Origin of the sequence: Christiangramia sp. (assembly GCF_029937855.1) — a bacterium.
Taxonomy (GTDB): domain Bacteria; phylum Bacteroidota; class Bacteroidia; order Flavobacteriales; family Flavobacteriaceae; genus Christiangramia.
Window position 1 is genome coordinate 130161 of sequence record NZ_JAPYPC010000001.1, and the last position, 15285, is coordinate 145445.

Consider the following 15285-nt stretch of genomic DNA (forward strand, 5'->3'; position numbering starts at 1 on the left):
GCAAAAATTTAAATTCTTTTTAAAAGGAAATAAGAAGCTGTATTTAATTTTTTTATCCTTCGGAATAGATAAGTATTTCAAAAGGTTTTTGTTGTCTAAAATCAGCTTAAAACCTGCTTAAAATTAATCTTGCAACACTTCGGGAGATGCAGTAATGGTGGGTGATATCCGGTGATGATTAAATAAAGTAAAAGCCCGTAAAATAGAATTTTTACGGGCTTTTACTTGAAGGTGGTTTTAAAGGTTAAAAAAAAAGAAAAACTAAAGGAGAAATTGGGGAAGCGGGTTTTCCTTCCGGAATCGTTTTTTAAATTCTTTTGATCGGCGATCATATATATTCATATAAAGCCAATCCGGATGTTTTGAATTTAAAAAGCGGCCGAATTTCTCTAGATTATGAACATAAGACCATTTTTTAGGTTGAGGTTCATTCTTAAAAAATACGATGGCCGAATAATCATTTTTGTGTTTTACCATAGGTCATCATCTTCAGAAAATGAACTAAACTTGGAAATAGAATATTCTCTCTCTTCTAAAGATCCTGCAATTTCACTGCGTTTATAGTACACCCGGTTTCCTTTCCTATAAGAATTTAACTGGCCATTTTTAGTCCATTCATGAAGGGTCGGAAGAGATATAGAAAAGAATTCAGCAGTCTCTTCCCGGGTCATAAGTTCATTCGTTGAACTTTTGATGGTTTTAATGTACTGCTGAAATTTTTCATCAATTGTTTCTGAAAGCCATTGCTTAAATTGATTTTGTTGTGCTGAATTTTCGAATAAAATTTGAGACATTCTTTCTTAGTTTTTTATTAAACAATAGCCCAAATATGAGGTGGAAAGATGCCTGGGGTAGGTACTGTGGTAACCACAATCTTTACTTCATTTTATCTAAATCCTGTTGTATCTTTTCTGAGATCTCACCAAAACTTTCGTCTTTGAATAGTTTGGATATCTTTTCTAGATTATTCTTAGTTCGAACTTCGTTCTTTCCTGCATGTAGATAGGTAAGTGTTTTGCGTATATTCTCTTCACTCCTTTCTAGAACCTGACTAAGAATTTTTGCGAGTTGGCTATTGTTAACGTTAGATAATGAGATCTCATTTAAATAAGAAATAACCAAGAGTTTTTGTTTTAGGGTTAATGAGTTGTCTTTTTTAACCGATTGCTTTTCAATAGGCGCTGTTTTTGATTGCAGGTAAGAATAATATCGAGAAAGTTCCCTCGCCTGATCAACTATTTCTTCGGAGCCTGAAGGATCCTCAAATTCATCATTAATCAGAAAAGAATTGAACGCCTCTCTGAAGGGATAATCCGAGCTAATTATATTTTGGTCAAATACGCTTTCCGAAAATTCCAAGGGCTTTCCTAGGTGCTGATTTACTCCTAAACCATTATTTGATTTTGCAGAAATTCTTTCATTTATGGCTTTAAGCTCTCTTTCGATGAAAAAAGGCTGATTTTTTGCTGAGGTTAGTTCGTGCTCAAAATCTGCTTTGAGCTTTTCAAATTTGGTAACAGGCATTATTTTTAATTGAAATATGGGTGATTAAGTAATTTATCGGCATTTTGTTCCTGGGTAACACGGATATATTTAAGAAAAGATCTTTCGGATTTATGGCCGGTAATTTTCATAATAGAAATAGCAGGGATATCTGCTAAAAACAGGTTGGTTGCAAAACTTCTTCGGGCAGTGTGTGTAGTAACCAAATTAAATTTTTTCACCGGTTCTTTTTCAATTTTACCCGCTCTCTTGATGGTTCGCTGAACAGTATGCTTAAGACCTGCTAGAGAAGCTACATCTTTAAGATAGCGATTCATGACCTGGTTCGAGTAAGCTTTGGGTAATTGGTTATCGTATTTGGCAAGAATTTTACGAACCGTTTTATGCAAAGGAATTGTAACTCGCTCTCCGGTTTTTTGTGTTCTGATCTGAATTTTAGAGTTATTATCTAAAATGTTTTCGGGCTTAATCTGAGTGAAATCTGAAAACCGTAGGCCGGTATAACAGCCAATTAAAAAAAGATCTCTGGTTTTTTCTAGTTTAGGACTGGATGAAAGATCTAATTTTTCAAACTTCTCTAATTCGGCATTCGTAAGATAAATAGAATCCGATTCTTCTCTTATTGTTTTGAATTTTCGCTTCTTGAAATCCAGATTCTCATTTAAACCTCGATCCGTAGCTTCGTTCATAAAAGTTTTAATTGTTTTAATATGTTTTCCGGCTGTATTGTCTGAAAGATTATTATCTACCGTTAGGTATTTTATATAACGGTTGTAAAAGGATAAATTAATGGTATCAAAATCAATATCTTTCTGAGTGGCTTTTGCATATTTCTCTAAATAGTTGAAAGTTGTATTATAGACTTTAATAGTACCTAACTTTTTATTCCCTTTACTCTCCTCAATATATTCCTGAATAAATTTGAAAAGGGTGATTTTTTTATTTTGAAGAACCTTTCCTGATAATTCGGCTTCCAGATTTTCTTTTAACAGGGGATTGTTTGGCTGCACACCATCATTAAGCAGCCGTCTAAAAACAGTGTTGATTGCATTTTCAAATAGATTCAAACGTGCATTGAATTCAGGATATTCCCTAAATTTTCTGGTTTCTTTTGCCCGTTGCTTTGAAGGATTCCAGAATTTTGGTAAAATTTTCTCCCCGGTTGAATATTTAAATCTCTTATATTGGTAGTTGAAAAAGAGGTAAACAAGGGTATCTTCTTTCGAGTTTGGTTCTTTGAGAATAAATTTTGCGTTTGCCATATGGCAAAATTAAAAAATTATCCCAGGGGACGAATGAGGGGACGAATAAATTTAATTTGCTTTAATTCCATCATTTTTAGGTTAATCTGAAACCCTTGTAAATAGTAGCCTTAAGCCCCATGAATAAAGAAAATAGGATAAAATAGAGAAAAATAACTGAAGTCCAGGTGGGACCACATTTAAAACAAGCCCTGCAGAGATGCAGGGTTTTTTTATGCTTTCTTGTCAAACATATGTCAAACAATGGGGATCAAAACAAGCAATTAATTAGGAAGAATAAGTTTGATAAAGCTTCACAGAGTTGAAACTGAATTTTTCTGTGTAAATAACTCATATTACACTTCACCCTACACCCACAAATGAAATAAGGGTTTTTTCATGGCTTTTATTTGACACATTGTTTAATCAATCATGGCCGTGATTAAAACCCTTTTTATAAAAAAGTAATGAAGAAACTTGAGTTGCTTGATAAAATGTTAACAAACGCATTATTAACAAATAGAGAGTTTTTGGACTTAAATTAAGCATCCATTTATTTGAATTTATCAAGGTCAGCTTCTAGTGGCTATCCTGCTTAGAATTTTTGTAAATATGAAAGCACCTTGATCATTAAATTTTATAAATGACGGTACGGCATTAAGAAATCTTCATCGGATTTTTATTTTCATCTATCGCAACAAAGGTAAATTCTCCAGCGACTGCTTTTTCTCTGAAGTCAGTATACATTTCTTCTACAAAGATATCAACCCGAACTTTTAAACTTGTGTTTCCAACCTTAGTAACGTATCCGCTTAATTCCACTATTGTTCCAGCTGGAATAGGTTTTTTAAAGTCGATTTTGTCACTACTAACCGTAACCATTTGTTGCCTGCTAAATCTTGTTGCGGTTATGAAAGCAGTTTCATCCATCAATTGCATAGCCGTACCGCCAAAAAGCGTATCGTAATGATTAGTGGTATTTGGAAAAACTGCTTTGAATATTGTAGTTTTTGACTTTTCAATTTTTTGCTTCATATTACTTCTTTTTCAAAAGCGATGTAGTGTGTTGTCTGATCGTTGAATAGAGGGATTATCTTAATTTCACAATTGTAAGGAGTTTTATTTTTTTTATAATTGACTATTCTGTCTTGAAAAGGCCGATCCTGAATAATCTTTTCTTTAAATCTTTTTTTTGATTCAATTGAAGTCTTTTCTCCATGTAAAAATCCAGGTGTTTTATTCATTGCAAATTTTTTAGAATAACCAGTCATTTTTGTAAATCCATCATTAATCCAAATTATTCTTTGACTTAAATCAGTAATGACTATAGCGTCGTAATCATTTTCTTTGAATACTATATTCAGGTCATTACTCCATCTGAACTTTTTGGCTAAATAAATAACTTTTTGGATCTCCACATTTTTCTTTGCTTCAGTTATCCTCTTGTGATAATTCTCCATAAAAATATCCCAGCTCAATAAAGGCCCCCTTCTCAACTTTGAAGAATCTATCTGATGCTTGATCTTGTTATATTCTTCCTGCGACAATCCAGATAAAAAAATATCTAAACACCGCATATTATATAAATTGTGTTTCATGTTTTAATTTTATGCTTCACAACTGGAACAGCTTACAATATTTGATACAAATTCTTTAGAAACACTTTGACTTCTCTGGTAATACAAGGTTTTCACTCCAAGTTTCCAGGCTTCTATCATCAATTTATTTACTTCCCTAATAGGTAATCCTGCCGGTATATTTAGATTAAGACTTTGTGCCTGGTCGATAAATTTCTGCCTTATAGAAGCCTGCTGAATGATTTCCAGCTGACTAATCTCTTTAAAGGTTTTGAAAATATCCTTTTCTTCTTGTGTCAAAGTATCTAAATGCTGAATACTACCATGATTTAGCATAATACTTCTCCAGGTCTCTTCATTATCTAATCCCTTTTCTTCAAGTAACCCTTTAAGGTATTTATTCTTTCTCATAAAGTTTCCTTTTGCAAGACCCGCTTTATAATAATTACTACTGAAAGGTTCAATTCCCGGTGATGTTTGACCAAGAATTGCGGAAGAAGAAGTAGTTGGTGCGATAGCCATTAAAGTGGTGTTTCTTAATCCATAGCCTTTGAGAATCTCCGGTTCTCCATAAATTCCTGCCAATTCTTTACTAGCTTTTTTGGCTTTAACGCTAATATCTTCAAATATCTGGTGGGTAATTCCTTTTGCACGCATACCTTCAAAAGGAATTCTATTTTTCTGTAAATATGAATGCCAACCCATGGCTCCCAGGCCAAGTGCCCGGTGATTTTTAGCAAAACGGTTGGCTGAAGATAAATAATGGTTTGCTTCAGTTTTAGCAATAAACTCCTGTAGCACTCCGTCTAAGAAATAAACTGCAAGCTTGACCGCTTCGGTATCTTTCCATTCATCATATAATTCCAGATTCATGGAAGAAAGACAACAAATAAATGATTCGTCTATCGTAGAAGGTAAAGCTATCTCAGAACACAAATTACTGGAATGGATGGTTCTGTTTTTATCTTTGTAAACCTGGGGTTTAAAACGGTTTACATTATCCTTGAATAAAATGTAGGGCAATCCCTTTTGTTGGCGGCTTTCCAAAACTTTGGCCCATATTTCACGCTTTTCCATGTCTCCATCTATCATCTCCTGCATCCAGTAGTCGGGTACACAAACTCCACTGAATAAATTCTGAATTGGATTACCGATATTTTTTATTTCCAGAAACTCTTTGATATCCGGGTGATCTATATCCAAATATGCAGCAAATGCTCCCCGACGCACCCCTCCCTGAGAAATTGTATCCATGGCCGTATCAAAAAGCTTCATAAAACTGGTTGCTCCACTGCTTTTTCCATTATCCGTAACCGCACTGCCGCGTCCTCTCAATTCCCCGAAATAGCCGGAGGTTCCTCCGCCAATTTTGGTTTGCATAATCACCTCGCCAAGTTTATGGGTGATGCCTTCAATATTATCTGGCACATATACATTAAAACATGAAATTGGCAAACCCCGTTCTGTTCCCATATTTGCCCATATTGGTGAACTTAAACTCATCCAACCCCGCTCAATCATCTCAATAAAAGCTTCGGCTAATTCCGGTTTATATAACCTTTTTGCTGAAGCATTAGCTATACGTGCTATAGCAGATTTAACGGTTTCTCCTTTTAAAAGATATCCTCTGTTTAATATTTGCTGACTTTCATCATTAAGCCACCAAAGTCTTTTATTTGTAGGTTCATTTTCAATTAAAGGCTGAGTTTTTACAGTTGTAGTCATGGCGTTTCTCGTTTTTTCTAGCTTTGGATTAATTAAAAAAGATCTGCTGCAGTAATGCTTTTATCATGCTTGGTGTACTCTACGGGGCGTCTTGCAAAGAAATCATCAAGACTATTAGCAAAAACTTCTTCCTCGAACCAAAGCATTGGCTGATATTCTTCAGGAGTGATATTATAGATTTTTGGAAGTCCAATACTCTGTAAACTTCCATCTAGACGAAATTTCATAAAATCCATCAAATTCTTTTTACTGATATTTTCTAACTTTCCGTTTTCAAAAATCCAATCAAGGATTTCTTCTTCAACCTCAATAGATTTTTTGACAATCTTCAATAATTTTTCGTTTAGTTCTTCATTAAAATAATCGGGATATTCTTCACGAATTTTATTAATAATATAGACTCCTGCGTTAGCATGAATTTGTTCATCTACGGAAGTCCATGCGATAATATTGCTGATATTCTTCATCACGCCTTTAAAACGATTAAAAGAAAGTACGATAGCAAACTGACTAAATAAGGACACATTTTCAATTAAAATGGAAAACAAAATTAAAGAAGAGACATACTCTCGGGGATCATCTGCCTTGCTATATTCCAGGGCTTCAGATAAGTATTCGATTCGGTTTTTAATAGCCGGCACTTCAATTACCTTTGCAAATTCATTGTTATAACCTAACACTTCTAAAAGCCGGGAATAAGCCTGCGAATGCCTAAATTCACATTCAGCGAAAGTACTTCCAAGTCCGTTGAATTCCGGTTTCGGCAAGTGCTTATAAAGATCTCCCCAAAACGACTTAACTGCTATTTCAATTTGTGCTATTGCCAGCAGGCTTTTCTTCACTACGTCTTTTTCCCCTTCAGATAGATAAGTATGAAAATCCTGCACGTCTGCCGTAAAATCTACTTCAGAGTGTACCCAGAAAGACTGGTTGATAGCATCTGTAAAATCTAAAACTTCAGGATACTCAAAGGGTTTATAGTTTAGCCTCTTTCTAAAAATACTCATATAGCTTATGTATTATGTATGAAACAAAAGCATAAAATGAAATGGAAGAGGATAGAATCGAATAAGAAAGAAACGAAATAATCCATGACCATTACTTTTTATGCGAAAGTAAAAGTCATTGATCCGAAAAGGCATTCTGGCTTATAATCTTAGATTATTTACAGTTGCGCAACAGCTCATGAATTTCACATGATTCCCCTTGAATATCGAACCAACGAAGTATGTGTAAAAATAAAAAGAAAGAAGAACTGATCATTTGATAGCAATTTTAGTTGTTAACACAGTTCTTCACATTTAAATTCATTTCCAAAGGGAAAATAAGCTCTTAGATATTTTAAGGAAAGTTCCCGTAGAGTTAATTATGCTGTATATGGTAGGAATAATTAGAAAATTAAATCATCCAGTAAATCTTGCAGATTCCAGTTGAATAATACGCCTTCGATTAGATCTTTAATAGCTTTCAGCTCATTTGTGCTCACTACCAGGCTTAACCCCGTTAAGGGAGTTACCAGTAAAATACTACGGCAGTTTTCAGGATTTTGACATTTGTGACATTTAGAATAATTAATAGAAGCATCTTCTATTAATTCTCTGAACAGTTCCAATTCAGATTTTTCGAGTTCCAGGTTCAAATCTCTAAATACCAGCTGGATTTTCAATTTTTTTGGGATATTATTCCATAAAAAACCTATTCCAAACGGATTATAATATAAAATGTGGATATCCCTGTCTTCCATTGTTATTACTTAGTTACTGCCCTGTTCATCCTGAACACAAAAATGTAATAAGTAAGTGCCAGAAAAATTATCCAGCCTACACTTATGATGAGAATGCTATTAGGTGAAGCCTTATATTGTTCTATCAGCATTGCGTACATGCCAGACATAATAAGTAGGAATATCCCCCAGTTTAAATAACCCCACCATCCCATTACCACGTCCTTTTTACTTTTTGCGGCTTTTCTTTTTAAAGTGATCCAGATTCCGGAAAGAATTAAAAATGAAATACCCATGCCCAGCACAAACCAGATGATTTTTGTAATGAGTCCACCCCAGTATCCAAAATGCAAAGGATCTGCTATATCATTCAGCCACATAACGGTATCCATTTCTTCAGCTTTTTGTACTTTGATCACTTCATAGGTATATGGATTTATATATAACCTGTTGGCCCTTTGCCTAACAAGGGGCATATCACTCTTACCGGTTAAATAAATATTGCTGCTGGGAGACTGGGGAGGAAGAATATCTCCCACTTCAATCCCTGGAATATTAGATTTGGCTATATCAACCGCTTTATCATAATCTACCGAATAACTTAAATTTGTACTGTTGGTTTTAGTGACTATATTATCAACGAGGGGAGGACTTGGATTAACTTCTTCTCCAACCCCAGCTATATTAGCGCGTTCTATAAAATACCAGATACCCGTGATGGAAAATAAGAGGGAAAAAGGAACAGACCATAAACCGATAAGCCGGTGGGTACTTCTAAAAAATACCAATGGGCCTTTGTTCAGTTTTAATTCGAATAATTTCCTCCACCATTTTTTATAAAAGAACAGCGCCGTAATTAGGGATATCAATAATAGAAAACCGAAGAATAGTACAATGTAATTTCCTATTTGCTCAAATGGAATAAATAAATAATAATGGAGATCCCGAAAAAACCTCTGAAAGGTTATCGCTGTCTCTCCCTGGATTTCCCCAGTATACGGATTTGCATATACATAGGTGCGGATATCATTTTCATTTTTATATATAATATCGCACAAATATGGCTCATCAGGCCGCATCCAATAACCAATAGCTGCATTTGGGTATTTCTCCTGAAAATTTTTGACGATGGTGTTTCGGGAAATAAATTCAGTTTTAGGATTTGCTCTACTTGCCGGATTGAATAACCAGTCCATCTAATAACTGAGCGTGGCCAGAGTACCAGAAAAGCATACTATAAAAAATAGTATGCTTAACTTCGTGCCAATCCAACTGTGTAATTGAAAAAAATATTTCTTTTTTAACTTCATACTAAAAAGTATAACCTACACTTAAAAGGTAATTTCTAGGAGCTCCAGGGAATAATCGCGTATAACTATAACCCCCAACCCAATGTGTTTTGTCAAAAATATTGTTTAAGGTCAAGGCCAGTTTTACTTTATTTACTTTATAAGATAATCCCGTGTCCCAAACCATGTATCCTGGAAGCTGCAGGCTTTGTTCAAAGGTATTTCGTTCTGTTACAAAGCTGGTTCCAAGGTTGAAGTTTACTCCGTCAAGAAAATTTTCTGTGAAATTATAATTTGCAAAAAATCCTCCCGAATGTTTAGGAGCATTCTCTTTTATTTGTCCTTCTAATGATTCATCAGCACTTTCGGTAATTTTAGCAATGTTATATGCATAATTAGCCGTGACACTCAGGTTTCGGGATATTTTTCCATTGACATCAATTTCAACTCCTTTGGATTCTTCACCTCCTCTTTGAATTAATTGACCAGTATCAACATTAGGGATCAGGATGTTTTTATTCTCTATATGATAAAGAGCGAGGTTTACTGCTAGCTGATCTTTAAAGAACGTCGATTTCGCACCTACTTCGTACATTCTTCCCGTTAGGGGATCAAAAGGACCTCCGTTTTCTCCAGTTAGGTCGCTTGGGTTCTGAGGTTGAAAACTTTCGGTATAGGTTCCATAAAGATTGATGTTATCATTAAGAGTATAAACAAGTCCCAGCCTGGGAAGGAATTTCTTCTGCTGTCTTTCTTCTTCATTTGATTGCTTATAATTGAGAATGTCGGTATAAAATTCCTGACGAAGACCTATCAGTACTTTTATTTTTTTCCATTCCATCTGATCTTGGATATAAACTCCGTTAGTATAATATTTATCAGGGTCTATTTCATACCTGTCAAGGATATAATCACTTGGATAACCCAGCAGGTATTCAGGATCCTCTAAATTGAAATGAGGTATATTCGGTACGGGATTCCCGTTTTCATCAAAAAAGAACCGCTCTGGGGTTTCAGGATTATAAGTGTCCAATCCCCCGTCCTGTGTTCTATAAATTGCTCCACTGCTGGTGAAAATACCGCCTCCTCCAGTTGGAATTGCAGATTGAATGTAATCGTACCCTAGCAATAGTTTATGTTTAATATCACCGGTTGAAGTATTATAAATAAAGTAGGAGCTAATATTATCGTTCACACGCTTTTGTTCTCGGGCACTTATTCTCATACCCATTAGTGTTGGAATTTCATTTCCAAGGCTGTCTACAGCAAATCGGTTAGAAGTTCGATGTTCAAACAGGTCTTCCTCAAAACCATAACGCATATAAGAAGCATTAAAGGAGAAATCATCGGTAAATTGATGATTTAATGAGAGTGTACCATAAGCAACATTGGTTTTATGATAATCATTGGCTGCTCCAATGGCAAAGGAAATAGGAGTTGAGTTAAGATCTGTCCCTGATGTTGCTCCAAAAATTGGCTGGCCACGGTCTAATTTTCCATCAAAATTTGTGATGACCAGATCAAAATTTAGCCTGGTCTTATCGGTGGGAAGAAAAGAAATTGAAGGAGCTACCATAAATGATTTGAACTCCTGTAAGTCCCGAAAAGAATCTGAATTTTCGTAAGCCAGATTGAGCCTGTATAACAAGGTTTTCTTTTCATCCAAGGGGCCGGTAAAATCAAGGGTAGATCTTAATGTATTAAAGCTACCTGTAGTAAAATTGATTGCTTTTCGATCTACAGCTAGAGGCTTTTTTGTAACTCTGTTAAGAGTTCCTCCCGGAGAGGCATTTCCGAACATAGCAGAAGCAGGCCCTTTGATCACTTCTACTCTTTCTAGATTTGCGAGAATTGTCTGAGGACCAAATAAATTGATGACTCTCAATCCGTTAATCAGTTCCTGTTGAGACCTGAAACCACGGATGACATAATCATTATAATATGAGAATTGATTAATTCCACTTACGTTTTGGACAACATCATTCACTCTGTAGGCTTGCCTGTCAGCAAACACCTCTTTCGTGACATAGCTTATAGCTTGTGGAATTTCTTTAACAGGGGTTGCAGTTTTTGTTCCTGAAAAAGCAATGGCATTTTTATAGGTTCTGGCGCGTCTTCCGGTAATTTCAATTTCCTGTAAATTTTCATTCGAGGTTTCAAGAGCGAAATTTAATTCTAAACTCTGCCCTGATTTTAAATCTATGACTTCCGTTTGATCTTCATAGCCTAAGAAAGAGGCCACCATATTATATGATCCAGGTTGAAGATCCTTAAATTCATAGTAGCCATTAAAATCAGTAAGGGTCCCTTTAATTCCGTTTAGCATAATATTAACTCCCGGAATGGGAACATCATTTTCATCTAAAACAGTTCCAGATAAACTGGAATTTTGTCCCTGAGAGGACACAATAAAAAATAAAAGAATAGGTAGTAGTAGTGATTTCATTTTTGGTTTTTGCTTGTTTTCTGCGAACAAATATAAAAACCTTAATGTTATTTAGACTAAATACAAATAGAATATTTTGGATTTTCTTATAGACCTAATTTTTTCTTATTGAATCAGAGTGAGTTAATGATACAAAAATGTTATTTATTTAAATATTCTTAAATTATTGAATCTTAATTCGGATCCGAAATTCAATTAGGACTAGCTGTTTATGGTATTTATCAAGAATATTGGTCGGTAACGAATCCAGATAAATTTGAGTGGTGTTTAGTTTGAAGTGACCCAGCATGGATGAAATTACATGAAGAGGAATATCTTTCGGCATTGCATGGGTTGCGAAACTATGTCTTGAAACGTAGGAGGTGAGATATTCCCTAATACCGCATTTTTTGGCAATCCTCCTGAGTCCCTTATTATATCGATTTCTTGCTTCCTGTACTTGTTTATACTGTTCAGATAATTTCTCCGAGTTTAAAACAGGTAAAATGAAATCGTCATTTTCCTTACCATTCAAATAAAATTGAAGTATTTCATTCAGTTGATCTGTAATGCGGATATTATAATTTTTTGAAGTCTTTTTTCGTATTTAATCCTGTCTCCAACAATATTTTTCTTTTTTAAAAAAGCCATATCTATAAAGGACATTCCATTATCAGGAACTGGGGCATTATTTTAAATCAGTTCCTTACGATCTATAAAAAGGGTCAGACTTTAAATAAGTCCAACCACTGTTATTTAAACTTTACACACTTTGCGGGATAGTCGTTTTTTAATTTGACTAATCAAAATTTTACTGATTAGCAGTATTTGTACTATCCAGTTTTGTCATGATAGATTCATGTTCTTGTTCCATCATGCGATGTTCTTCTTCCATAGCTTGATGCTCTTCCATCAACTGCTTATGTGTGGAAATCATTTCATCAAGTTGCGCTCTTTTTTCTGTATCAGATTTTTCATCAAAGCTTGCTTTCATTTCTTTATGCCCTTCAATAATTTCATCATGACTTTTAATGATAGCATCATGCTGTTCTAATAGGGTGCTGTGCTTTGCTATATCATCGAATACCGTAGAATCTTGTATCTCCATAGATTCCAGTTTCTGATTAACATCTTGAAACTTTTGTAACATCTCATCATGCGTGTTCTTAAATTTAGAATGTACCTGGGAAATACTATCGCGTTGTCGTTCCAGCTTATCGAATTCTTCAGCAAGATCCTTATTTTGATTTTGGCATCCTGCTATTAAAAACAGAATCGCAAATAAATTGATTAATTTATGCATATCGTTATTTTGGATTTGTTTAAAAATACTAAAATGCTATTAATTGAAGTATTAAAAGATTTGTAAAATATTTAATTCCATTGATATTAACAGCAAAAGTGACTTACTTATAATCCAAAAAAGGGACTAGGAAGAAAAATTAGTTTAAGAGATTTAAAATTTAATATTGAAGTATTAAATTGATCGTACTATTATTTACATTTGATATATGATAAAGGACTGTTTACTAGATTTGTAAAATTGAATTTCATTTGAAAAGTATTTCCATAATTTAAATTTTCACAAAACTTTACACAGGTTTATTACGTATTTAATATATGGATAAGATTTTTGTTGCTCATTTAGAAATTCTGAAAATTAAGCGCGTAACGGAAAATTCTTACCTTAGTCATAAAATTGCTTAGATAAATATCATTTTTAAGGCTTTTGCCGAAAATACTAACCGAACATCAATGGAGCGAATGAGGTGTATAATCTTAGTGTTAGTACTCCTGTTAGGAGTTACCACTTCCTCTTTTGCTCAAAAAGATGGTCCGCCTGCCCCTACAGAAAAAAGACATAAAGGACCTCCCTGCGATCCTGGTAATCAGGGGAATAGTGGGAATGGTAACGGAGTGCCACCTCCGGTAGGTTTATGCCTTCCAATAGATGATTATGTCTACTTGCTAATGGCGGTTGGCGTGATGTATGGCTGTTATAAAGTGCGGGATTTTAATATTTCTTAAGAAAATTCAGTAATTCTTTTTACGTATTTTCCAATCACATCAAATTCTAGATTAACGAGATCTCCCTGTTTTAATTGATTAAAGGTTGTGTTATTAAAAGTATAAGGAATAATGGCAACACTAAATTCATTTTGTTTGGAATTAACCACTGTAAGGCTTACCCCATTAATTGTTATAGAACCTTTTTCAATAGTTATATTACCTATTTCCGGATCATAATCAAAAGTAAACTCCCAACTACCTTCTCTTTCTTTTACGTTCTTACAGGTTGCAGTTTGGTCCACATGACCCTGCACAATATGGCCATCCAGCCTGTCTCCAAGCTTCATTCCTCTTTCAAGATTTACCAGGGCATTTTTTTTTAGTTTTCCGAGATTAGTCTTTTCCAGGGTTTCCTGAATCGCTGTTACAGTATATTCATTTTCCTCTATCGAGACTACCGTAAGACAAACACCATTATGGGAAACACTCTGATCTATTTTTAATTCAGGAGTCATCTTTGCCCTTATGGTAAGATCCAGATTACTGCCTGATTTTTTGATCCTGGTGATTTTTCCTAATTCTTCAACGATACCTGTGAACATTGTTTTCTATAATAATGGTTACATTTGTGTGTAAAATTAAAATATTATATCGGGAAAGTTTATGAAACAGAGCGAAATGATCAAATTAGGGATTAGCATTGGAGATTTGAATGGGATAGGAAGTGAAATTGTGCTTAAAACCTTTGATGACTCCCGAATGTTGGATTTCTGTACTCCGATTATCTTTGCATCTTCAAAGATCCTTAATTTCTTAAAGAAACACTACCAGCTCTCAATGCATTTTCAAGGAATAGATCATCCATCAAATGCTATAGACGGAAAAGTGAATGTGGTGAATGTCTGGAAAGAAAATGTAAATATTAATTTTGGGGAAGAAGATCTGAAAATAGGAAATTATGCATTCAGATCTTTAGAAGCTGCTGCAAATGCTTTAAAAAAAGACGAAATTGATGTGCTGGTCACCGCGCCTATCAATAAAGCGACTATCCAATCTGAAAAATTTAATTTCCCGGGGCATACAGATTACCTGGCACAGGAACTGGGAGGCGAAAGCCTGATGTTTATGATTACCGATAACCTGAAGGTAGGATTGTTAACAGATCATGTGGCGTTAAAAGATATTGCTTCGGTTATTACACCGGAATTAATAGAGAAAAAGATCAAAACCATACAGAAAACTTTAAAGCAGGATTTTAGAGTGCAAAAGCCAAGAATAGCTGTTTTGGGAATTAACCCCCATAGTGGCGATAATGGTGTGATTGGTAAGGAAGATGAAGAAATTTTAAAACCAACAATTCAGAAAATAAGGGATAAAGGAGACCTTGTATTTGGACCATATTCAGCAGATAGCTTTTTTGGATCTAAGAATTATAAAAATTTTGATGCGGTAGTGGCCTCGTATCACGACCAGGGACTTATTCCCTTTAAGACTTTATCCTTCGGAATGGGGGTGAATTTTACAGCTGGACTAAAAAAAGTTAGAACATCACCAGATCACGGCACTGCCTTTGAAATAGCCGGTAAAAATGAAGCGAATATTAATTCGTTCAAAGAAGCTGTTTTTAAAGCGATTGAAATATATAAAGCTCGGGAGGAATATAAAGGTTTAACCGAAAATCCGTTAAAGAAACAAGGCAGGAAGATATAAACAAAAATTTGTTTATAAAAAGAGCATAATTGATTAATTTTTATATCTTTGCACCCGCCTTAACGGAAACGTTGGGCACTCA

The 15285-nt window shown here is 34.7% G+C and carries 15 protein-coding genes and 1 riboswitch; of the genes, 2 read left to right on the plus strand and 13 right to left on the minus strand.

The features are described 5' to 3' along the window. Window positions 1-470 precede the first annotated feature (470 nt). The 12 genes from Q1K34_RS00625 to Q1K34_RS00675 form a co-directional block, all read right to left on the minus strand. Window positions 471-794 carry a helix-turn-helix domain-containing protein gene (locus Q1K34_RS00625; RefSeq protein ID WP_300433728.1) on the minus strand — a complete coding sequence of 108 codons (324 nt, stop codon included), beginning with the start codon at window positions 792-794 and terminating at the stop codon, window positions 471-473. Window positions 795-876: 82 nt separating this feature from the next. Next, window positions 877-1524, minus strand: coding sequence for a hypothetical protein (locus Q1K34_RS00630; RefSeq protein ID WP_300433729.1), 648 nt, complete (start codon window positions 1522-1524; stop codon window positions 877-879). Between the two features lie 5 nt (window positions 1525-1529). Further along, window positions 1530-2765, minus strand: a complete 1236-nt coding sequence (locus Q1K34_RS00635; protein WP_300433730.1) for a site-specific integrase — start codon at window positions 2763-2765, stop codon at window positions 1530-1532. A 636-nt stretch (window positions 2766-3401) separates the two neighbouring features. Next, the gene (locus Q1K34_RS00640) at window positions 3402-3779 is read right to left on the minus strand and encodes an acyl-CoA thioesterase (RefSeq protein WP_300433731.1); all 378 of its coding nucleotides are present in this window, start codon (window positions 3777-3779) and stop codon (window positions 3402-3404) included. After that, window positions 3776-4342 (minus strand): PAS domain-containing protein, encoded by a 567-nt coding sequence (locus Q1K34_RS00645; protein WP_300433732.1) that lies wholly within the window; start codon window positions 4340-4342, stop codon window positions 3776-3778. The genes Q1K34_RS00640 and Q1K34_RS00645 overlap by 4 nt, the downstream gene beginning before the upstream one ends. A gap of 9 nt (window positions 4343-4351) precedes the next feature. Continuing rightward, the gene (locus Q1K34_RS00650) at window positions 4352-6046 is read right to left on the minus strand and encodes a ribonucleoside-diphosphate reductase subunit alpha (RefSeq protein ID WP_300433733.1); all 1695 of its coding nucleotides are present in this window, start codon (window positions 6044-6046) and stop codon (window positions 4352-4354) included. 32 nt (window positions 6047-6078) lie between these two features. Beyond that, a complete protein-coding gene (locus Q1K34_RS00655) occupies window positions 6079-7053 on the minus strand; it encodes a ribonucleotide-diphosphate reductase subunit beta (RefSeq protein WP_300433734.1) in 975 nt (324 codons plus the stop codon). An 89-nt stretch (window positions 7054-7142) separates the two neighbouring features. After that, window positions 7143-7265: riboswitch (adenosylcobalamin-variant (AdoCbl-variant) riboswitch) on the minus strand. A 171-nt stretch (window positions 7266-7436) separates the two neighbouring features. After that, a complete protein-coding gene (locus tag Q1K34_RS00660) occupies window positions 7437-7790 on the minus strand; it encodes a DUF6686 family protein (RefSeq protein ID WP_300433735.1) in 354 nt (117 codons plus the stop codon). Window positions 7791-7795: 5 nt separating this feature from the next. Continuing rightward, on the minus strand, window positions 7796-8965 hold the full coding sequence (locus Q1K34_RS00665) for a PepSY domain-containing protein (protein ID WP_300433736.1): 1170 nt from the start codon (window positions 8963-8965) through the stop codon (window positions 7796-7798). Between the two features lie 115 nt (window positions 8966-9080). Then, window positions 9081-11504 carry a TonB-dependent receptor gene (locus tag Q1K34_RS00670; protein ID WP_300433737.1) on the minus strand — a complete coding sequence of 808 codons (2424 nt, stop codon included), beginning with the start codon at window positions 11502-11504 and terminating at the stop codon, window positions 9081-9083. A gap of 163 nt (window positions 11505-11667) precedes the next feature. Then, the gene (locus Q1K34_RS17980) at window positions 11668-12090 is read right to left on the minus strand and encodes a tyrosine-type recombinase/integrase (RefSeq protein WP_367183288.1); all 423 of its coding nucleotides are present in this window, start codon (window positions 12088-12090) and stop codon (window positions 11668-11670) included. A 204-nt stretch (window positions 12091-12294) separates the two neighbouring features. After that, on the minus strand, window positions 12295-12786 hold the full coding sequence (locus tag Q1K34_RS00675; RefSeq protein WP_300433738.1) for a hypothetical protein: 492 nt from the start codon (window positions 12784-12786) through the stop codon (window positions 12295-12297). A gap of 461 nt (window positions 12787-13247) precedes the next feature. Here Q1K34_RS00675 and Q1K34_RS00680 point away from each other — a divergent pair, with 461 nt between their 5' ends. After that, window positions 13248-13511, plus strand: coding sequence for a hypothetical protein (locus tag Q1K34_RS00680; RefSeq protein WP_300433739.1), 264 nt, complete (start codon window positions 13248-13250; stop codon window positions 13509-13511). Here the strand turns inward: Q1K34_RS00680 and Q1K34_RS00685 are convergent. Further along, window positions 13508-14095 carry a riboflavin synthase gene (locus Q1K34_RS00685; protein ID WP_300433740.1) on the minus strand — a complete coding sequence of 196 codons (588 nt, stop codon included), beginning with the start codon at window positions 14093-14095 and terminating at the stop codon, window positions 13508-13510. The two genes, Q1K34_RS00680 and Q1K34_RS00685, sit on opposite strands and share 4 nt — an antisense overlap. 61 nt (window positions 14096-14156) lie before the next feature. Between Q1K34_RS00685 and pdxA the strand changes: the two genes are divergently transcribed. After that, the gene (gene pdxA / locus Q1K34_RS00690) at window positions 14157-15203 is read left to right on the plus strand and encodes a 4-hydroxythreonine-4-phosphate dehydrogenase PdxA (RefSeq protein ID WP_300433741.1); all 1047 of its coding nucleotides are present in this window, start codon (window positions 14157-14159) and stop codon (window positions 15201-15203) included. The last annotated feature ends 82 nt before the right edge of the window (window positions 15204-15285 follow it).